Origin of the sequence: Pseudomonas sp. SG20052, assembly GCF_031766055.1 — a bacterium.
Classification (GTDB): Bacteria; Pseudomonadota; Gammaproteobacteria; order Pseudomonadales; family Pseudomonadaceae; genus Aquipseudomonas; species Aquipseudomonas mandelii.
The window spans coordinates 4,324,151-4,343,699 of record NZ_CP134498.1; the positions used below are offsets into that span (position 1 = coordinate 4,324,151).

General features: G+C 61.0%; 15 protein-coding genes. 1 reads left to right on the forward strand and 14 read right to left on the reverse strand.

Annotation, left to right across the window (positions count from 1 at the left end):
• Positions 1-12: 12 nt before the first annotated feature.
• The 7 genes from RHP74_RS19815 to RHP74_RS19845 all read right to left on the reverse strand — a co-directional run bounded on the left by RHP74_RS19815 (position 13) and on the right by RHP74_RS19845 (position 11,345).
• Entirely contained in the window at positions 13-1,656 is a 1,644-nt protein-coding gene (locus tag RHP74_RS19815; protein ID WP_154912631.1) for a fatty acid--CoA ligase, read from the reverse strand.
• A 31-nt stretch (positions 1,657-1,687) separates the two neighbouring features.
• Positions 1,688-3,466 (reverse strand): acyl-CoA dehydrogenase C-terminal domain-containing protein, encoded by a 1,779-nt coding sequence (locus tag RHP74_RS19820; protein ID WP_083376326.1) that lies wholly within the window; start codon positions 3,464-3,466, stop codon positions 1,688-1,690.
• 7 nt (positions 3,467-3,473) lie between these two features.
• Positions 3,474-5,993, reverse strand: a complete 2,520-nt coding sequence (locus tag RHP74_RS19825; RefSeq protein WP_083376325.1) for an RND family transporter — start codon at positions 5,991-5,993, stop codon at positions 3,474-3,476.
• A gap of 31 nt (positions 5,994-6,024) precedes the next feature.
• The gene (locus RHP74_RS19830) at positions 6,025-7,098 is read right to left on the reverse strand and encodes a YCF48-related protein (RefSeq protein WP_311096161.1); all 1,074 of its coding nucleotides are present in this window, start codon (positions 7,096-7,098) and stop codon (positions 6,025-6,027) included.
• 149 nt (positions 7,099-7,247) lie between these two features.
• On the reverse strand, positions 7,248-8,606 hold the full coding sequence (locus RHP74_RS19835; RefSeq protein WP_010455826.1) for a DUF1329 domain-containing protein: 1,359 nt from the start codon (positions 8,604-8,606) through the stop codon (positions 7,248-7,250).
• Between the two features lie 41 nt (positions 8,607-8,647).
• Positions 8,648-10,651 carry a DUF1302 domain-containing protein gene (locus RHP74_RS19840; RefSeq protein ID WP_311096162.1) on the reverse strand — a complete coding sequence of 668 codons (2,004 nt, stop codon included), beginning with the start codon at positions 10,649-10,651 and terminating at the stop codon, positions 8,648-8,650.
• A gap of 127 nt (positions 10,652-10,778) precedes the next feature.
• Positions 10,779-11,345 carry an alpha/beta hydrolase gene (locus RHP74_RS19845; RefSeq protein ID WP_169856909.1) on the reverse strand — a complete coding sequence of 189 codons (567 nt, stop codon included), beginning with the start codon at positions 11,343-11,345 and terminating at the stop codon, positions 10,779-10,781.
• 355 nt (positions 11,346-11,700) lie between these two features.
• Between RHP74_RS19845 and RHP74_RS19850 the strand changes: the two genes are divergently transcribed.
• Positions 11,701-12,753 carry an AraC family transcriptional regulator gene (locus RHP74_RS19850; protein ID WP_010455830.1) on the forward strand — a complete coding sequence of 351 codons (1,053 nt, stop codon included), beginning with the start codon at positions 11,701-11,703 and terminating at the stop codon, positions 12,751-12,753.
• Between the two features lie 242 nt (positions 12,754-12,995).
• Here the strand turns inward: RHP74_RS19850 and RHP74_RS19855 are convergent, their stop codons facing one another.
• From RHP74_RS19855 to RHP74_RS19885, 7 genes are all read right to left on the reverse strand, one after another.
• Positions 12,996-14,006, reverse strand: a complete 1,011-nt coding sequence (locus RHP74_RS19855; protein ID WP_083376323.1) for a YeiH family protein — start codon at positions 14,004-14,006, stop codon at positions 12,996-12,998.
• Entirely contained in the window at positions 14,003-14,329 is a 327-nt protein-coding gene (locus tag RHP74_RS19860; RefSeq protein WP_010455834.1) for a Rieske 2Fe-2S domain-containing protein, read from the reverse strand. Before RHP74_RS19860 ends, RHP74_RS19855 begins: the two co-directional genes overlap by 4 nt.
• On the reverse strand, positions 14,326-14,991 hold the full coding sequence (locus tag RHP74_RS19865; protein ID WP_077748122.1) for a DsbA family oxidoreductase: 666 nt from the start codon (positions 14,989-14,991) through the stop codon (positions 14,326-14,328). Before RHP74_RS19865 ends, RHP74_RS19860 begins: the two co-directional genes overlap by 4 nt.
• Entirely contained in the window at positions 14,988-16,316 is a 1,329-nt protein-coding gene (locus RHP74_RS19870; protein ID WP_311096163.1) for an MFS transporter, read from the reverse strand. Before RHP74_RS19870 ends, RHP74_RS19865 begins: the two co-directional genes overlap by 4 nt.
• A gap of 90 nt (positions 16,317-16,406) precedes the next feature.
• Positions 16,407-17,459 (reverse strand): 3-keto-5-aminohexanoate cleavage protein, encoded by a 1,053-nt coding sequence (locus RHP74_RS19875; RefSeq protein ID WP_077748120.1) that lies wholly within the window; start codon positions 17,457-17,459, stop codon positions 16,407-16,409.
• A gap of 87 nt (positions 17,460-17,546) precedes the next feature.
• A complete protein-coding gene (locus RHP74_RS19880) occupies positions 17,547-18,395 on the reverse strand; it encodes a TauD/TfdA family dioxygenase (RefSeq protein WP_083376320.1) in 849 nt (282 codons plus the stop codon).
• Between the two features lie 13 nt (positions 18,396-18,408).
• Positions 18,409-19,389, reverse strand: coding sequence for a quinone oxidoreductase (locus tag RHP74_RS19885; protein WP_311096164.1), 981 nt, complete (start codon positions 19,387-19,389; stop codon positions 18,409-18,411).
• Positions 19,390-19,549 lie beyond the last annotated feature (160 nt).

Sequence of the window (19,549 nt, forward strand, 5' to 3'; positions counted from 1 at the left end):
CCACCACGCCTTTCAACTCGATACGCTTTTCCGGATGAGTTTCTTGTCAATCTTCCCGACGCTGGTTTTGGGGATTTCGGCGACGAACTTGAACTGCTTGGGGATCGCCCATTTGTTGATGCGGCCGCGCTCGACAAACCCTTGCAGGTGCGTCTCCAGGATCTTGCGGTCGAGGTACTGCCCCGGTTCGGACACCACCAGCGCCATGGGCCGTTCGCCCCATTGCTCATCGGCGATGCCCACGACCGCGACCGACATCACGGCGGCGTGCTCGCTGATCAGGCTCTCCAGTTCCAGGGAGCTGATCCACTCCCCGCCTGTCTTGATCACGTCCTTGATTCGATCCTTGATTTCCACACCGCCCAACCCGTCGATGGAAGCCATGTCGCCGGTGTGCAGCCAGCCATCGCGCCAAAGTTCTGCACCCTTTTGCGGTTCCTTCAAATAGCCCTGGGTCAGCCACGGTGCGCGCACCACGATCTCTCCCAGCGACTCGCCGTCATGGGCAACGTCTTTGCCACTGGCGTCGATGATTTTCAGGTCGACCATCGGCACCGGCGTGCCCGTCTTGATACGAGCAGTCAGTTGGGCTAGCGGGGATTGTTCGAGGTCTTCGTCACGCAGGTACGTCAGGCACAGCAATGGACAGGTTTCCGACATGCCGTAACCGCTGTGCACCTGCATACCTTTGGCGTTCGCTTCGCTGGCAATGCCTAGGGTCAGCGCGCTGCCGCCCAGGAGCATTTTCCAGCCATCAAAACGGGTGTGTGCCGCTTCCTCACAGCCCAGGATCATTTGCAGAAGGGTCGGCACACAGTGGGAGAACGTGACTTTCTCCTCCCGATACAGCCTGACCAGGCTGTTGGGTTCGTAGCGACCGGGGTACACCTGCTTGATTCCCATCAGGGTGGCAACATAGGGCACGCCCCAGGCATGCACGTGAAACATCGGCGTGATCGGCATGTAGACATCATCCGAGCGCAGCAGCGGCAACCCCTGATAGACGCCCAAAGTGCCCACGGCATTCAAGGTGTGCAGGACCAGTTGGCGATGGGTGAAATACACGCCTTTAGGGTCGCCAGTGGTGCCCGTGGTGTAGAAAAGGGTCGCCACCGAGTGTTCATCGAAATCGGGAAAGTCGTATTGGTCTGCGGCCCCGGACAACAGGTTTTCATATTCCCCCAGCACCGGTAGCGACGTGTCGGTTGCTGTGTCGTCCGTGAGCTGCAGGTAACCTTTGACGGTTTCAAGCCGCCCGTGAATCTGTTCAACCAGCGGCAGGAAATCATCATGCACCAGCACCAGGTCATCCTCGGCATGGTTCATGGTGAAGAGCACCTGATCCGGCGAAAGACGGATGTTCACGGTGTGCAGCACCGCGCCGATCATCGGTATGGCAAAAAAGCACTCCAGGTAGCGATGGCTGTCCCAGTCGAGCAGGGCCACCGTATCCCCGGCCTTGACGCCGGCAGCGGTCAAGGCGTTGGCCAGTCGGCGGATCCGCTGGTTGAGGGTCTGGTAGCTGTAGCGCAGTTTGTCGGCATACACGATTTCCCGGCCCGGCTCGTAGCGCACGCCGGACAGCAATAATTGCTTGATCAGCAAGGGGTAGGCATAGGCGCCGTCGGCGGGCGGAATTATTTTTGTCGCCATCATGGTTGTGGTTCCCCGTCCTTTTTACGTGGGCTCAGAACTGCTCTGCATCCAATTGATAGAGGCATTCGCTGCCCGCCTTGGCCGACGCGCTCAACGAGTGGATACGTGGCAGCAAACGGGCGAAGTAGAAGCGTGCGGTGGCCAGTTTGCTGGCGTAGAAATCGTCTTTGGAATGCGTGCTCATGGCAGCCTTGGCCATTCGCGCCCACATGTAGGCGTACGCGGTGTAGCCGAATACATGCAGGTACTCGACCGACGCCGCACCGATTTCATTCGGGTTGCTCTGGGCTCGGTCCAACAGCCATGCGGTCAGTTCGTCGAGGGTGTCGAGGGCGGCGTTCAACGGTTGGGTGAACTCGGCGAGGTCAGCGCAGGCGTTGGCGGTAAAGTTGCGGATTTCCGAAGCGAACAGCCGGTAGAGCGCCCCGTCGCTGCCGACGATTTTACGCCCGACCAGGTCCAGGGACTGGATACCATTGGTGCCTTCGTAGATCTGGGTGATGCGCACATCGCGCACCAATTGCTCCTGGCCCCACTCGCGAATATAGCCGTGGCCGCCGAGGATCTGCTGACCGTGGAGGGTGGTTTCCAGGCCCATGTCGGTGAGGAATGCCTTGGCCACCGGGGTCAGCAGCGACACCCGTTCCTGGGCGCGACTGCGGATCGCTGCGTCATCACTGTACTTGGCGATATCGAGTTGCAGCGCCACGTAGCTGGAGAACGCCCGCCCGCCTTCGTTCAAGGCCTTCATGGTCAACAGCATGCGGCGTACATCCGGGTGAACGATGATCGGATCGGCCGCTTTGTCCTTGTTCTGCGCGCCCGTCGGCGAACGACTTTGCAGACGGTCACGGGCGTATTCGACGGCGTTCTGGTACGAACGCTCACCCAACGCCAGCCCCTGGATACCCACGCCCAGACGTTCGTAGTTCATCATGGTGAACATCGCCGCCAGGCCCTTGTTCGGCGCATCGATGATCCAGCCGGTCGCCCCGTCAAAGTTCATCACGCACGTGGCCGAGGCCTTGATGCCCATCTTGTGCTCGATGGAACCGCAGGACAGCGCGTTGCGTTCGCCCAGCGAGCCATCGGTATTGACCAGCACCTTGGGCACCAGAAACAGCGAAATCCCCTTGGGACCGGCGGGTGCATCCGGTAACCGGGCCAGTACCAGATGAATGATGTTTTCGGTCAGGTCGTGCTCGCCACCGGTGATGAAGATCTTGCTGCCGCTGATCTTGAAACTGCCGTCGGCCTGAGGTTCGGCACGGGTGCGAATCAGGCCCAGGTCCGTGCCGGCATGCGCCTCGGTCAGGCACATGGAACCGGTCCAGGTGCCGGCGTACATGTTCGGCAGATAGCGTTCCTTGAGCTCCCGACTGGCGTGGGCATTGATCGACAGGCACGCACCGGCGGTCAGCATCGGGTACAGGCCGAACGACAGACTGGCCGAGTTGACCATCTCCTCGACCTGAGCCGAAATGGCCTTGGGCATGCCCATGCCACCGAACTGCGGATCACCACCAACACCCACCCAACCGCCGTCGGCGAATGCCTGGTACGCCGCGACAAAACCGTCCGGAGCCGTGACCGTGCCGTTGCTCCAGGTGCAGCCCTGCTCGTCGCTGCTGCGGTTCAGCGGTGCGATAACCTCACCACTGATTTTGCCAGCCTCTTCAAGGATCGCAGCGGCCGTTTCTTCATCGATCACCTCGCCAAGGCCAGGCAATTTGGCCCACAACCGGGACACCTGGAAGACCTCGTTGAGTACGAAGCGCATGTCGCGCAAAGGAGCTTTGTAATCAGACATCGTTGGCTTACTCGGAAGTGGTCAGGGCATGTGGCATGCCGGGACGTTGAGAGATCGGGGTGTTGTCGGCCTGCGTAACAGGCCCGGGTTCCAGCGCTCGTTCGCGAAGGAGGAAATAAGACAGGGCAGGAATCAGCACCAACGCGCCCAGCATGTTCCACAGGAACATGAAGGTCAGCAGGATGCCCATGTCGGCCTGGAACTTGATCGGCGACCAAACCCAGCACACCACGCCAGCCGCCAGGGTGATGCCCACCAGGCCCACGACCCGTCCGGTAAACGATACGGCGTTGCGGTAAGCCTGAGACAGCGGCAGGCCCTGGCGCTGGTAATGCAGTTGCACGCTGAGCAGATACAACGCGTAGTCCACGCCGATTCCCACGCCCAATGCGATCACCGGCAGGGTCGCGACCTTCACGCCAATGCCCATGGCCACCATCAACGCCTCGCAGAGGATCGACGTCAGCACCAGTGGCAACAGGGCAACCAGAGTCGCGCGCCAACTGCGGAAGGTGATCAGACAGAACAGCGTCACCGCCGCATAGACGTACAACAGCATGGTGCGATTGGCCTCGCGCACCACAATGTTGGTGGCCGCCTCAATCCCGGCCGACCCGGCCGCCAACAGGAACTGGCGATCTTCGCTGTTGTTCTCCCGGGCGAATTTTTCCGCGATGCCGACCACGGCATCGAGCGTCTCGGCCTTGTGGTCCTTGAGGAAGGTGATCACCGGCATCAGCGAACAATCGGTGTTGAACAACTCCGGCGAGTTGACCGAGGCTTGCTGCGCAGCGTAATTGAGCACGTCCTGATTGCGCTGGATGCTGTTGAGCTTGGGGTTGCCTTCATAGGTGCCAGCGGTGATTTGGCGCACCGCGTTCACCAGCGAAGCCGTCGCCTGCACGCCCGGATACTGCTGCAGCTCCCAGGCCAGTCGGTCGGCGAGAATCAACGTCTTGTAGTTCAGACAGCCTTCCGGTGCGGTCTTGATCATCACTGCGAACAGGTCGCTGGACAGCGCGTAGTGGCGGGTGATGTAGGCGTTGTCACGGTTGTAGCGCGAGTCGGCACGCAACTCCGGTGCGCCACTTTGCAGATCGCCGATTTTCAGTTGCAGGCTGACCATGAAGCCGCCGATGCCCATCAGCACCGCGACCAATACCGCCCCCGTGGCCCATTTGCGCGTGGTGAAGCGGTCGAGCACGTCCCACAGTTTGCCGAAGCCTTTGTGCCCTTCTGCGCGCGTGTCGATGTTCAGTGCACGCTCGGCCGCCTTGGCGCCGACGCCGACATAAGACAGCGCCACCGGCATCAACAATAGCGAGGTGAAAATCAGCACCGCCACACCGATACTGGCGGTGATCGCCAGGTCCCGGATCACCGGAATATCGATCAGCATCAGCACCGCGAATCCGACGGCGTCGGCCAGCAGCGCCGTGACGCCGGCAATAAACAGACGGCGGAAGGTGTAGCGTGCGGCGATCAGTTTGTGGGTGCCACGGGCGATGTCTTGCATGATCCCGTTCATCTTCTGCGCCGCATGGGACACACCGATGGCGAAGATCAGAAAAGGCACCAGCACCGAATACGGGTCGATGGCATAGCCGAGCCAGGCGACGATGCCGAGTTGCCAGACCACAGCGATCAACGAGCAGCCGACCACCAGCAGGGTGCTGCGCACGCATCGTGTATAGGCGTAAATGATGACCAGCGAAGTGACCACGGCCAGGCCGAAGAACATCATCACTTGAATCAGTCCGTCGATCAGGTCGCCCATCAGTTTGGCGAAACCGATCACCCGGACTTTGTACGGGCCCTTGCCCTCCTCCCCGGCCTTGCGTGCAGCGCTGTCGCCGGCAAACTCGATCTTGTCGCGCAACTGCTCCTCAAGCATCTGCGAAAAGGCGTGGTAGTCGATGCGCTGACCGCTGGCCGTGGCCTTGTCCAGCAGCGGCACGATCAGCATGCTCGACTTGTAGTCGCTGGCCACCAGACTGCCGACGATACCGGCGCGGGAAATGTTCTGGCGCAGTTGTTCTATTTCTTCAGGCTTGCCCTGGTAGGTATCGGGCATCACCGGACCACCCTGGAAACCTTCCTCCGTCACTTCGGTCCAGCGCACCGCCGGGCTCCACAACGACTTCATCCAGGCGCGGTCGACGCCTTCGGTGAGAAACAATTGATCGTTGACCTGTTTGAGCACGTCCAGGTAAGCAGGGTCGAAGACATCGCCCTGAGTGGTCTCCACCACCACCCGCACCGAGTTGCCCAAACCTCGCAGTGACTGGCGGTTTTCCAGGAAGTTCTGGATGTAGGGCTGGCTCTGCGGAATCATTTTCTCGAAACTTGGACGCAGCTCCAGCCGAGTCGCGGCCATGTAACCGAAGACCAGAGTGGCCAGCGCCATCAACAGCATGAACAGCGGACGGTAGTTGAACACCAGCCGCTCCAGCCGATTGCCGGAATCGCGGTCGAAATCATGCAGATCGCGGATCACCGGCATGGCGTCTTGTTTGATATTGCCCATGTCTGGGTTCTCGCTTTAAGGGTTCGAGGACTTATTCAACGGACAGCGTCCGCGCACCACGGCTGCCGACCACCACCAGCGCACCGTCGGCGGCGCGCGTGACGCCCGTCACTGGCACCGGCTGGGCTTTCTGCACCCAGCGCTTTTGCGCACCGGAGCCCTGGCTCGCCAGCATCTGCCCGCCCTGGGTAAACAAGCGGTAATCGCCATGGGCATCGACAAGGCCGGCGGTGATGCTGACGTGCAGGCCAGTGACCAGCGAGGTCCAACTCAGGCCTGCATCGGTGCTGCGCAGCACATTGCCGCGCAAGCCGTAGACGAGCACTTCGCCGGGTTTGCCGACGACGCCGAAAAAGCTGCCCTGATAAGGTGTTTGCAGGGCGGCGAATCGCTGCTGGGCGTCATCCCACTTCAGCAACAGGCCCTGCTCGCCGGCGATGTAAAGCGCATCGCCGGTGGCGGCGATGGCGTTGAGGTGAAAGCCCTGCGGGTTGTCGGTGCGATCCTGGAACGGCGTCCAGCTCTGGCCGCCATCCTCGGTGCGCAGGATCAGGTTGAACACCCCGACCACATAGCCGAGGCGGTCGTTGGCGAACCAGACATCAAGCAAGGGTTTGTCGGCACCCTGCGCCTCCAGCCGCTGACCTTCGGCGACCCGCAGCGGCCATTGTTCATTGCCAGGTTCGGCACGGGCCAACGCCTGGTAATGCTTGACCAGCAAGGCACCGATCTCGCGCCCGTCGAGTTGCTTGCTCCAGGTTGCACCCGCGTCATTGCTGTGCAACACCACGCCGTCGCCGCCCACCGCCCAGCCCTGAGTGGCGGAAGGAAAACTCACGGCATTGAGGTCGGCACTGACCGGCACAGCGGCCTGCTGCCAGTGCTGGCCGGCATCATCGGAATACAGAATGTGGCCACGCTGCCCGACGGCGACCAAGCGGTCGCCGGCGCGGGCCATGTCGGATAACGGGCTGTTGACGGCCAAGGCGCTGACCCTGGCCGGCAGATCCAGCACGTCGACATAAGCGGACGCCTGGCTCAGGCCCTGCAACACTGCAAGCAGAGCGCCGAGCGCCAGCTGCAGGTAACTTTTGTACGAACACATACCGCGTCCTCTTCGGAAAACTGCGCCGGGACACACGTCCGTGTGCCTGACGTTCCAACCTGGCGTCCGAAACGGTCGGTATGCGCCGACCGTCGCGCGATCCCCTGCCTTGCAGGCAGCGGACCGAATGGACGCTTGTCACGGTTTGCTTAACGAATCCCGCTACCTGCCAGAGACTCCGACGACCATTGCGCCTTGGAAAGCGGATCGGTGTACTTGATGCCGCCATAAGGCCCGACCACGCCGTTGATGTTGTAGGAACCACCCACCAGGTCGTAGATCATGAAGGGCGTGGAATCCGGGATCTGCTTGTCGTAGCTCTGGCTGAGGAACGCGAAGGAGCCACGGTACAACTGACCACGTGCGTCGTATTGATCAGAGGCCAGCGCGGTCCAGCTGTCTTCATCGAGGTAGAAGCGGCGCTTCTGATAGATGTGTCGGGCGCCGGACTTGAGGTTGCCTTCCACCACCCAGACGCGGTGTTTTTCCCAACGCACGTAGTCGGGTGCCAGGTGATTGGCCGTGGTCAGCGATTTGGGATCCTGGGCGTAGGTCAGCTTGTAAGTGTTGTAGGGCACGATCATTTCCTGCTTGCCCACCAGCTTCCAGTCGTAGCGATCCAGCGCACCGTTGAACACGAAGACATCGTCGTAAGTGCCCGCGCCAGCGGTGCCAGGGTTAGGCGTGTCGTAGGCCAGGTTCGGTGCCAGCTTGACCCGACGCTGGCCCGGCAGGTACTGCCAGGCACGGCGCGGTTGTTGCAACGGGTTGGCGGCGTCCTTGAGCATCACCGCTTCGCCGGCCCGGCGCGCAGGGCCGGTGTAGGACAGCTTCATCTGGTAATACACGTCGGCGCTGCTGATCGGCTGCGCGAGGTTTTCGTAGATCGGGTAGGAAATGAACGCCTGCCCAGTGGTCGCCAGGCTTGGCACGCCAGCGGAATCGACGTTCCAGGAGTCGTACTTGGAGCTGATGCTCACGCCCTGATATCGCAGCAGGAAGTTCCACATCGCTTCGTTGCCCGACTGCGGGATCGGGAACGGCACGCCCGGCAGTACGTTGTCGATGGCCAGCCCGTTTTCGAGGGATTTGGCGCCGCTGGCGTTTTTCACGCCGTTATCCAGAATGGCCTGGGGCAGCGAAACGGTGCGGTGGGTCGGGAACACATCGACACGGAAAGTCGGGAAACGCTTGGCCAGTTCAACGGTGGTAGCGCTGAGCATGCCCTTGTACTGCTCGACGTTTTTGCCGTCGATCTGCAGCAACGGTTTTTCACTGGCAAACGGATCCGGACGCATGCTGTCACCGGATTTGAAGCTGGCCGGCGGCGTGGTCAGGCCACCGTTGTAGGCGGGGATGGAACCATCAGCGTTCCCGGCTTTTTCAGCGCCCACCAGGGTCAGGCTGGTGCCCAACCGCGCAGCGTCCTGAGTTGAAACAGCGGCCTGTGCCTGGGCGGCAAGGACCATGGCCAGCGAAGCGGCCAACACGGTTTTTGCGAATGTCATCTTGTTATTCTCCTGCTTGCATTGAGCAAATCAGTGGTGAATCAAAAAGTGGTTTTCATCGTCAGGTAAACGGCGCCACGGTCCTCAGTCGTGGCCCCGCCACCGGAGAAGGCGGAGTAGCCACCGGCGTAACAGGCGTAGTTTTCGTTACCGCTAAAGGCATTCGGCGCAGCGCCGTCGCCTCCGGTCGGGCCGGTACTCACGCCGCTGACGTTGCACTTGTCGGCCTTGCCGAATGAGTCCACGTACTTCAGGTCGACAAAGTATTTGTTGTACACAACGGCCCCGAGGCCGATGGCGTAGTTACCGGTGTCTTTGGCGCCGCCACCGGAGACCGGTGAAACACCATCGAGACCGACGTTGATGGACATCGGTGCGTTGAGGTCGACACCGGGAAACACCTGGTACCAGGTCGGGGTGAAGTTGACCGCGATGCCCCAGTTGTCCCGGGTCGGCTGGTCGATGCCGCGATAGGTGTCCTTGCCCTTGTAGAGCGCCTCGTTGTTGCTATCGAGCTTGAGCAGGTTGCTGTAATACAGCTCGCCCAGCAGAGTGGCCGAATCGAACACAGGCGTTTTAGCAATGGTCATCAGGCCGTTGAGCGTCCAGTGCAAGGTGTCGCCGGTGGCGGCCATGCTGTCGCCCTTCTGCGGGGTGTCATAAACCACGCCGGTGGCAGCCGTGCGCGCAGGCAACAGGCCAAGACCTGCGCCCAGGCCCAGCGGACTGTTAGTGCTGACAACCGCCGGAATACTGGCCAACGGCATATTGTGACGAATGTTCAGGTCCGAACCGACGCTGATCCCGCCCACGTCCTTGGACAGGCTCAGGCCAACGATCTTGATGTTGTCGGCATAGGCCATTTGATAGGTGGCGGTGCTCAGCGAGTTGAGGGTGTTGACCACCGCAGGCACTTGCCCTGCCGGCCGGGTGCCGTTGGGATTGGCCGAACTCAGGCCTCTGGCATCCAGCCAGGCCTGCGGCAGGATTTCCGAGGTTTCGCGGTAGTAAACGCCGAGGGTCCCATCCAGCCAGGCTGGCGACCACTTGGCCATAACCCCCCAGTCTCCGCGCTTGTCCGGCGTCAGGTCGTGACCGCGACGCACATTGGTCAAACCGTTGCAGGGTGCCAGACCACACCCCAGCGGACTGCCCGGCACCACGCCATTGGTATTGCCCAGCAGGAAGGATTGCGCACCGAAACCGACCAGATCGGAACCGCCGTAATAAGTACCGGCTTCCGGCAGGCGCGCGGCGTCCCAATCCAGGAAATACTGAGCGCCTACGGTCAACTCGGGATTGACGGTGAATGACATCGACAACTGGTTACGCGGAACGAACAGTTCCTTGGCTTCGGTACCGGGCGAGGCAGCCAGTTTGGCCAGGTCCAGGCCCGATTGGCCGTAACTGTTCGAGTGCACCGGGTTGAGAATAGTCTCGCCCCAGAACACGTTATGCTGACCGGCCTTGACGCTTAACAGCGACTCCTCGCCCACTTCGGTGCTGTAGAACACGAAGGCGTCGAGGATTTCGCCGGAAGGACCGGTGTAATAACGCTGGGCGTAGTTGCTCAGGTGCGGGCTGCCATTGCCGACGTTGTCACGGGTGACCGCGGCCAGACGTGGGTCGTTGGCGACCAGCCCCGACCTTGCGTCGTTGCCGTTGACGAACGGATTGGAATTGGAACCGGTGTTCTCGTAGGCCTTGTCGTACCAACTGGCAGCGCTCACACGGAAACCCATGTGGTTCTGGTAGACCACATCCATCTCGGTCAACAGGTCGACACGGTGGGTGATGTTGGTCCCGGCCTTGCGGAAGTTGTAGTCGCCGTCGTTGTTGTTCGGCGTTGCCAGCATGCGCTTGTCGGCGCTTTCGGTGCGTACGCCGTAGTTGTACTTCACAGTGTTATCAAAACGCACGGTCCAGTCCGGGTTCCCGGTGTCGAGCTCGATCGCCTGCGCGACCGGCACGCCTGCGGCCAGAATGGCCGAGGCCAACAAGGTGTAACGCGAGGGTGCGAACCCGTGACTCTTATTGTTGTGCATTGCGTTGTCTCCGCCTTTTTGTATTTGTTTTAAGCGCAGCCGCCCTCGCGCAACCCCTTGTTCCAGGGGTTTACGTTTTCAGGAGTGAGGGCAAATGCCGGATGGCGCGGGCCAACCGGCGCCTGAATCAGCGGTCCAGTTCGAGGATGAGAGCTTCGGCTTGTGGCCAGCGCCCATACCCGGCAGCAGGATTGAGATGACCGACTTCGCCGAGATTGAGCAGCTCGCTGCCCCAGCCTTCGGCCATGCGCGTGGCGGCGTCCAGACTGGCGAGGTGGTCGTTGGTACTGGCGGCCAGCAGACTGCGGAACGGCAACCGGCCTTTGGGTAGAGGGTCCCAACCCTGGGTGCGCAGGGTTTCAGCGCAGGGGTAGCCCTGCGGCCATTGGGCATCAAGGTCCGGCGGAGCGGCCAGCAGCGCGCCCTTGATCGGCCGACTGTGACGCGCAGCCCAGTGCGCAACCATTAGCACGCCGGCGCTGTGAGCGACCAGAATCACCGGCCCGTCGATCTGCGCAAGTGTGTGCTGAATGGCTTCGACCCGCTTGCTGCAATCAAGCTTGTCGGTATCAAGCGCCGGCACACTGCGCACCTTGCACAGCCTGGATTCAAGCAACGTTTGCCAATGCTCGGCAACGTGCTCACGCAGACCCGGTACGATCACAACGGTTGCGGCAGTTTGCAGTTTGTCCACGTCAACACCTTCGCTTTCTCGATGACTCGACTGGCTCTATTGGCCAGGGGCTTTTTGTAGGAGTGACATTAAAGAGCGCCCGACCGAGGCGCTTTTCATTGGACGTCAGGCACTTTTCTTTTCATGACAAAATTCCGCGTGTTGTCGCGCAGCGACCATTGGTCGAATATCCCCGCAGCTTCTCTCCAGCTCACTGTAATCAATGGGTGCGTGTCGTTTTTTACACTGTAACGATGTGATTCCGGCCAGCACCAGGCGAGCGCCCTCGACGTTGTCACAACTGTTCAATTGCTGAAGTGCTGGATATAGTCGCCACGCTCATTTGAATCGCAACCGGCCCAGGAAAGACCTTCGCATGCCCAAGCTTGTTCGCGCCGCCGTCTTGACCAACTACCTGGAGGTCACCCAGTACCTGGGGTTCAACCCCCGAGACGTACTGGCCGGCGTCGGTTTGAGTAAAGCCATATTGCAAGCTCCTGAACATCGCATCCCCATCGACGCCGCCGTGCGGTTGCTGGAGGATTCAGCCGCCGCCAGCGGCTGCCAGAGCTTCGGCTTGAGCATGGCCGAGTCGCGCCAGCTCTCGGACTTCGGTGTGGTCAGCCTATTGCTCTCTCATCAGCGAACGCTGCGTGATGCGTTGCAAGTGTTGGTGCACTACCGTCATCTGATGAACGATTCGCTGGCCCTCTTCATCGAGGAGGCAGGCAAGATGGTGATCATTCGCGAAGAGGTGGTCACCGAATCGCCGATGCCCTGCCGACAAGCCAATGAACTGGCCATCGGGGTGATGTTCCGCCTGTGCGCCGCCCTGCTCGGCGCACACTGGCATCCCTACAGCGTCAACTTCACGCACCAGCCTCCCGACAACCTGCAACTGCATCGCCGCCTGTTCGGCTGCAAACTGGAGTTCGGCAGCGAGTTCAATGGCATCGTCTGCCCCAATGCCAGCCTCGACATGACCAACCCCCATGCCGACCCGGCCATGGCGCGCTACGCCCAGAGTTACCTTGACTCGCTGCTCAGCCACGAAGGCCCTTCGATGCTGTTCGAGGTGCGCAAAGCCATCTACCTGTTGTTGCCGATGGGGCGCGCCACCATCGAGCAGATCGCCCAGACCCAGGGCATGAACGTTCGGACCCTGCAGCGCCGCCTCAAAGACGACGGCTGCGCCTTCAACGACCTGATCAACGACGTGCGCCGCGACCTGGTGTTGCGCTACCTGGAAAACCCGAATTACTCGTTGGGGCGCATTGCCGACATGCTCGGCTATTCGATGGCGAGTTCCTTCACCCGTTGGTTCATCACCCAGTTCGGCATGCCGCCAGCGGCTTGGCGCAGTGCGCAAAAGCACACCGTCAAAGCACCGCCGGAGCTGACCACCCGGCCCGGCTCCAGCGAACCCTGAACCGAACGCAACAGACCCGGCGTTTTGCAAAAAAAAAAGCGGCGACTGCTGGTACAGTCGCCGCAAAAGAACCGGTGTCTGTGACACCGGCCGAGGAGTCCTGTGGCGAGGGAGCTTGCTCCCGCTGGGGTGCGCAGCGGCCCCAAAAAAAACGCCGAGTAGTTTCTGAAAAAGCGCGGTGGTCTTTGTGGGGCGCTTCGCTCCCCAGCGGGAGCAAGCTCCCTCGCCACAAGTTTGTGTACCTACATTCCCCAGCGCAGCAACAACAGCACCAGCACGACGAGGAACACCGTCTCCCCCACCATCAACAAAATCGGCTTGATGCCCACCGCCGCCAGCTCCTTGAGTTGGGTTTTCATACCCAGGGCGCTGATGGAAACCACCAGGCACCAGCGCGACAACTCGTTGACCGACCCTTGCACCACCGGGGCCACCCAGCCGGTGCTGTTGATACAGGCCAACAACAGAAACCCGACGGCGAACCAAGGTAGCAGCGGAGGTCGTTTGCCGGTCGGGTCGGCGCCCTGCATGCGGGTGATCATGGCGGCACACACGATCACCGGCAGCAACATGGCAACCCGCATCAACTTGACCACCGTGGCCGTATCGCCGGTCTCGGTCGACATGCTGTAACCGGCACCGACGACCTGGGCGACATCGTGAATGGTCGCCCCCAGAAACACGCCCGCCACTTGTGGCGACAACGACAGCCAGTTGGCAATCATCGGATACACGATCATCGCCAGGGTCGACAGCGCCGACACCCCGATCACCGTGAATAACGTCGCGCGTTCTTTCTGCGGATGATTTGGCAATGCCGCCGCCAGCGCCAACGCGGCCGATGCCCCACAAATCGCTGTGGCGCCGCCGGTGAGCATGCCGAACAAACGCTGAAAGCCCAGCGCCTTGGCTGCGATCACTGAAACGCCGATGGTCACCACCACCAGAATCACCACCAGCGCCACAGGCTTCCAGCCCAGCGCAGCCATCTGTTCGAGGGTGATGCGCATGCCCAGCAGCGCCACACCAATGCGCAACACGGTGCGTGCGGTGAACTCGATGCCCGGCTTGCAAACACCGTCACCGGCCAGGAAGTTCAGCGCCATGCCCAGCAACAAAGCGAACAGCATCACCGGCGCGCCGTAGTGCTCGGACAAAAAGGACGCAGCCGCTGCAACGATCAGACTGACGATAAAGCCCGGCGCCAGTTCGCGCGTTCGGCTGTGGATACGGGTGAGAGCAATGGCGCTCATGGCGCGGCCTCCTCGGGAACGATAACGATGAAAGCCTGGCCGTCGATGATCTCAACCGGGTAGTTGGCGACTTTGACTGCGGTGGAATTGAGCAAGTAACCGCTGCGCAAATCGAAGCGCAGGCCATGGGCGCAGCACTGAATCACCCACCCCTCAAGGCGCCCGCCACACAGCGAGGCGCCTTGATGGGGGCAACTGTCGTCGACGGCGAACACGTCACCTTCGACGTTGAATAACGCCAGGCTTTTGTCATCGAATTCGAACAATGCACGACCGCCCGCCTGCGGGAGCTTTCCGGCAGGCACGGGGATACGTCGGTTCATGCAGGTTGCCGCTCGTGATCACTTTCTTTCAGGGCCTGGTTCATGGCCCCGAGCAGCGCCTGAGCAGGTTGTGCACCGACCATCGTCATGCGACGGTCGAACTGAAAGCCCGGCACCCCACTGGTCGCGCCGGGAAAGCCGTCAAATGGCGTGGCGTCGCCCTTCAGGCAATCGAGCACCACCTGCGCATCAACGCCGCAGGAGCGGGCAATGGCGAGCAAGGTCTCGCGGCACCCCAGGTTTTCGCGTTTGCGGAAATAAGCGGCGAACAGCCGTTCGAGCAACATTTCACGCTGAGTAGCATTGCCCAGTACGCTGACGCGTTCGAACAAACGGTGGGCGTCTGCGGTGTTGGGCATTGTCTCGATGCGGCTGAAGTCGATGGTCAGCCCAACCGCCGCGGCAGCCTGCTGTACCTGGGCCTGGCGCATGGTCATAGCCTCGGCATTGCCCAGGCGTTTGCGGTAGAAATCGGCGAAGGGCTCCCCTTGTACCGGCAACTGAGGCAGCAACTGCACGCCATGCCACACCGTGGTGACCTGCACATCCGGGTGGCGACTGCGAAACTGTACTTGCGCATGCTCCAATTGGCGTTTGCCGATCAGGCACCAGGGGCAGATGAAATCGAAGAACACATCAATACGTAAACGACGACTACTCACAACTTCACCTCTAACACTGCTTTGCTAACCGAATCGTGGACTTGCTCGCCCTTAAGCCGGGCAATGTCCTTGTGGTAATGACACTTGGCATAAAAGAACACGGCCGCAGCCGCGATGCTGACCAGCGGCACCCATTGAAAAGTAGCCTGCAAGCCAATGAGGTCGGAGACCCTGCCGGTAATGAACGGCCCAGGCGCCAGCCCCAGCATGTTGTTGGCCAGGGTCAGCGTGGCGAAGGCTGTGCCATGGACCGAGTAATGGGTCAGGTTGGCAACCATCGCTCCGCAAGGGCCAGTCGTGCCGGCGGCAATCAACATGCCCAGGCAGATCAGCGCCAGCTGCACAGGCCCTGCCGGCAGGGCAAATGCCGCCGACAACAGCAGACAACTGCCCAGGCAATAGGCGATGGCCAAAGTGACTTTGCGCTCCGGCGAATGGCGCGACAGTCGATCGCTGAGCATGCCGCACAGGATCATCCCGGCCCCGCTGCACAGCACGATAATGGCCGCGACGCCGCCCGCCTTGTCCGTGGCCATGCCGTAATAGCGATTGAGGTAACTGGGCATCCACACAATCACTGTGCCGCCGACGAACAGTTGCAAGCCACTGCCGATGTAGGCAGCGATCACCGAACGGCTGGAAAACAGCGTACGCAACGGACGCTTGACCGCTGCCGCCGCCTTGTTCGCCGCCTGGGCGGCACGTTGCGGCGCAATGCGCGCCTCCTTGACGATGACCGGGTAAAGCACGGCCAGCAGCAGGCCGAACAACGCCATGCCGGCAAACGACCAGCGCCAGCCAAGTTTGGCGGCGATTGCACCGCCCAGCGCCATCCCTAATACCGAACCGAACATGCCGCCCGCCATGAAGGCACTGGCCAGCGTTGCACGCAGGTGCTTGGGAAACACCGAAATGACGACTGCGATGCCGACGCTGCCGTACGCCGCTTCGCCAACGCCGACCATGAATCGTGCAATGAACATCTGCTGATAGTCCTGCGCCACGGCGCAACCCAGCGTCGCCAGACTCCACAGCAAGGCCATCAGCGCCAGGCTCTTGACCCGGCCAAAGCGATCCGCCAGCAATGACAGGGGAAATGTCAGCAGCCCCACCATCAGCGCGACAATGCCACTGAGCAAGCCAAGCTGGCCGTCGCTCAGTGCCCATTCGCCCTTGAGCATCGGGAACACCGCGTTCAAGACCTGGCGCGACATGTAATCGGATATCAACAGCCCGAACGTCAGTGCGAAGACGATCCAGGCATACGGTCGCGCAACACCGACAGCACTGTCGTCATCGTCTGCGGCGATTGGGTGAAAGGCCATGCAGCCTCCTCAAAGCTTTGTTTTATTGTTGTTATCAAGCGTGTTGCAGTGCAGCGAGCGGGAGGCCTGACCGCCCGCTGCGTCTGCCGATCAGCCGCGTTGCGGCACACCTTTCTGCCCAGCCTTGCGGTTGGGGGCCATGCCGTTGGCCAACAGCGTTTCTTCGATGCTCTGGTACTGCACGCCGATGCGGTAGATCTCACGGGCTTCTTTGCCAGTGGCGATTTCGCGTCCCAGTTCATGGGCGATACGCACGGTCTGCCTGATCTGCGCAACTGAGCCGAAACGATCGCCCTTGTGATCAATGATAGTGTCTTCATTGCCCACTCGCGGGTGCAGCCCCATGGCCATCGACATGGTGTTGAACGGCATGACGTTCTTGAGCAGCGACTCGGAGGTCAGGGTGCAACCGTCCGGCGCGCGGTGGATGAAGTTGAAGAAGTTGAACGGATTGGGGCCATCGAAACCGCCGCCAATGCCGATCCAGGTCAGGTTCAACGGGCCCTTGTAGACGCCCCTGCGCACCAGACGCTCGAGGGTTTCCATCGCGTGCATGCCGGTCAGCTGGAAGTGCGGCTGGATGCCGTTGTCCATCAGACGCTTGAGGTGTTCGGCGACCCAGGCCGGACCTGCCGGAACGGTCATTTCGCTGTAGGCGGCCTGAAACAGGGGATTGGCCAGGGACGTGCCTTCCAGGTATTGCGGATACAGCAGCTCCATGATGTTCATCTGGGTGGTGTTGATAGCCACCGTGACCTGATCCGGTTTTGGCGTCAGCTCGGCCAGCATGTGTCGCGTATCGTCAGACAGCCACTTGGCGGCTTCGCCATCGCTTTCCGGCGCGAAGGAAATCGAACCACCGACCTGGATGATCATGTCCGGCACGGCTTCACGCACACCGGCGATCAATTCGTTGAATTTGGACAGGCGCTTGGAACCCTTGCCGTCCAGCTCGCGCACGTGCAAGTGCAAGACGGTGGCCCCGGCCTCATAACATTCGACCGCTTTTTGCACCTGTTCATCCATGGTCAGCGGGATGTCTTCGGGGAAGTCTTCCGGCATCCATTCCGGGCCGTACGGGGCCACGGTGATGACCACCTTTTCCATGTTTTCCGGGTGCAGGGAATCGTCAAAAAATTGCATGAGTTACTCCTGTTCTTATGATTGTCGCGCCCACCCGGGATCGTGCCGGGCAGACGCGTTTACGAGTGCGAATGCAGAAGGGGTCGATCAGTAGGTCTTGTCGCCGATGATTCCGGCACGCTCCATCTTGCGATGGCACGGCGGATAATCCATGACGGCGTAGTGCTGGGTGCTGCGGTTGTCCCAGATGGCGATGCTGTTGGGCTTCCAGCGCCAGCGCACCTGATACTCGGGGATGTAGGCCTGGCTGATCAGGTAGCGCAGCAACTCGCTCGCGCCAGGGTTGGCGTCCTGGCCGAAGCGCACCCGCTCGGGGGTGTGGTAGTTGCTCAAGTGCGTCGTGAAGGCGTTGACGAACAGCACCTTTTCCCCGGTTTCCGGGTGGGTGCGAACCACCGGGTGTTCGGCATCGGGATACATCGCCTTGAGCGCCAGACGCTTTTCGATTGGCATGGCAGCACCGAAACTCGCTTCGATGCTGTGGCGGGCGCGCAGGTCGGCAATTTTCACCTTCACGTCCTCCGGCAAACGCGCGTAAGCCTCGACCATGTTGGCCCACATCGTGTCGCCGCCCACCGGCGGGCATTCTACGCAGCGCAGCACGCAGCCCATCGGCGGCGCCTCGCGCCAGGTCGCGTCGGTGTGCCAGGCGTTTTCGTAGCGGTCCATCGGCTGGTCCGGATTCTTGTAGATGCGCACCAGCCCGGGATGATCCGGATCGCTGCCGGCCACCGGATGGTCCTCCAACTCACCGAAGCGGCGGGCGAAGGCCACGTGCTCGGCGCGAGTGATGTCCTGATCACGCAGGAACACCACCCGATGCTTGAGCAACTGAGCACGAATCTCGCAAAAAAGACCGTCGTCATGGACCGCGTCGGCAAGATTTACGCCGATCAGTTCGGCGCCAATGCTGCAGGTCAATTGTTCGACTTTCATGGCAGATCGCTCCTTAGATGACGAAAATCGACGAGCCCGTCGTTTTGCGTGACTCAAGGTCGCGATGGGCCTGTACGGCGTCCTCTAACGCATAATGCTGGTTGATCTCGATCTTGATCCGACCACTGCCGACGTGGTCGAACAGCTCGCCGGCCAGGGCAGCTTTCTCTTCCGGATCGGCGATGTAGTCGGCCAGCGCCGGACGGGTCAGGAACAGTGAGCCCTTCATCGCCAGCATCACCGGGTCGAAAGCCGGAATCGGACCGGATGCGGTGCCAACGCAGACCATCAGTCCCCGACGCTTGAGCGAATCCAGTGATCCCATGAAGGTGTTTTTGCCAACGCTGTCGAACACCACGTTGACTCCCACGCCGGCAGTCAGCTCGCGCACGCGCTGGGCGACATTTTCGTGGCTGTAATTGATGACATGGTCGCAGCCATGGGCCAGGGCAATTTCACCCTTGACCTCGGTGGACACAGTGCCGATGACGGTCAGGCCGAGCAGCTTGGCCCACTGTGAAACGATCAGCCCCACGCCACCGGCAGCGGCGTGCAGCAGAATGCTGTCGCCGGCCTTGAAATCATAAATGCGCCGCATCAGGTACGACGACGTCAGGCCACGCATGGTCATGGCGGCGGCCGTCTCGAAACTGATGGTTTCCGGCAGCTTGATCAGCGGCGCGGCCGCAATCAGTCGTTCGGTACTGTAGGCGCCCAAGGTATTGAGAAATCCGGTGTAGGTGACGCGATCCCCCACCTGAACGTTAGTCACACCCTCGCCGATGGCCTGGACCACACCGGACGCTTCAACCCCCATGCCGTTGGGCATCGGGATCGGATAAGTGCCATTACGAAAATAGGTGTCGGCATAGTTCAGGCCGACCGCCACATGACGAAGACGGACCTGGCCCGGACCGGGTTCGCCGACATCGACCTCTTCATAACAAAGAACGTCGGGACCACCGGGTTCGTAGAAGCGTACGGCTTTGGCCATTTTTTCTTATTCTCCAGTCTGTGCAGCGTCGATTTACGCTGATTGGACTGTAGGACGCCGCCTGGCCAGCTGCTTTTCATCAGACGACAATGGCTTTTCATTTCATGACAATTGGCCCCTGGCGCGCCCTTCTTCGCAAACCCGGTCAGCGCCATAGCGC

Bases quoted from the DNA above. Each gene is read 5' to 3' on its own strand.
- RHP74_RS19815 (WP_154912631.1), bottom strand. From the start codon at position 1,656: ATGATGGCGACAAAAATAATTCCGCCCGCCGACGGCGCCTATGCCTAC.
- RHP74_RS19820 (WP_083376326.1), bottom strand. From the start codon at position 3,466: ATGTCTGATTACAAAGCTCCTTTGCGCGACATGCGCTTCGTACTCAAC.
- RHP74_RS19825 (WP_083376325.1), bottom strand. From the start codon at position 5,993: ATGGGCAATATCAAACAAGACGCCATGCCGGTGATCCGCGATCTGCAT.
- RHP74_RS19830 (WP_311096161.1), bottom strand. From the start codon at position 7,098: ATGTGTTCGTACAAAAGTTACCTGCAGCTGGCGCTCGGCGCTCTGCTT.
- RHP74_RS19835 (WP_010455826.1), bottom strand. From the start codon at position 8,606: ATGACATTCGCAAAAACCGTGTTGGCCGCTTCGCTGGCCATGGTCCTT.
- RHP74_RS19840 (WP_311096162.1), bottom strand. From the start codon at position 10,651: ATGCACAACAATAAGAGTCACGGGTTCGCACCCTCGCGTTACACCTTG.
- RHP74_RS19850 (WP_010455830.1), top strand. From the start codon at position 11,701: ATGCCCAAGCTTGTTCGCGCCGCCGTCTTGACCAACTACCTGGAGGTC.
- RHP74_RS19855 (WP_083376323.1), bottom strand. From the start codon at position 14,006: ATGAGCGCCATTGCTCTCACCCGTATCCACAGCCGAACGCGCGAACTG.
- RHP74_RS19860 (WP_010455834.1), bottom strand. From the start codon at position 14,329: ATGAACCGACGTATCCCCGTGCCTGCCGGAAAGCTCCCGCAGGCGGGC.
- RHP74_RS19870 (WP_311096163.1), bottom strand. From the start codon at position 16,316: ATGGCCTTTCACCCAATCGCCGCAGACGATGACGACAGTGCTGTCGGT.
- RHP74_RS19875 (WP_077748120.1), bottom strand. From the start codon at position 17,459: ATGCAATTTTTTGACGATTCCCTGCACCCGGAAAACATGGAAAAGGTG.
- RHP74_RS19880 (WP_083376320.1), bottom strand. From the start codon at position 18,395: ATGAAAGTCGAACAATTGACCTGCAGCATTGGCGCCGAACTGATCGGC.
- RHP74_RS19885 (WP_311096164.1), bottom strand. From the start codon at position 19,389: ATGGCCAAAGCCGTACGCTTCTACGAACCCGGTGGTCCCGACGTTCTT.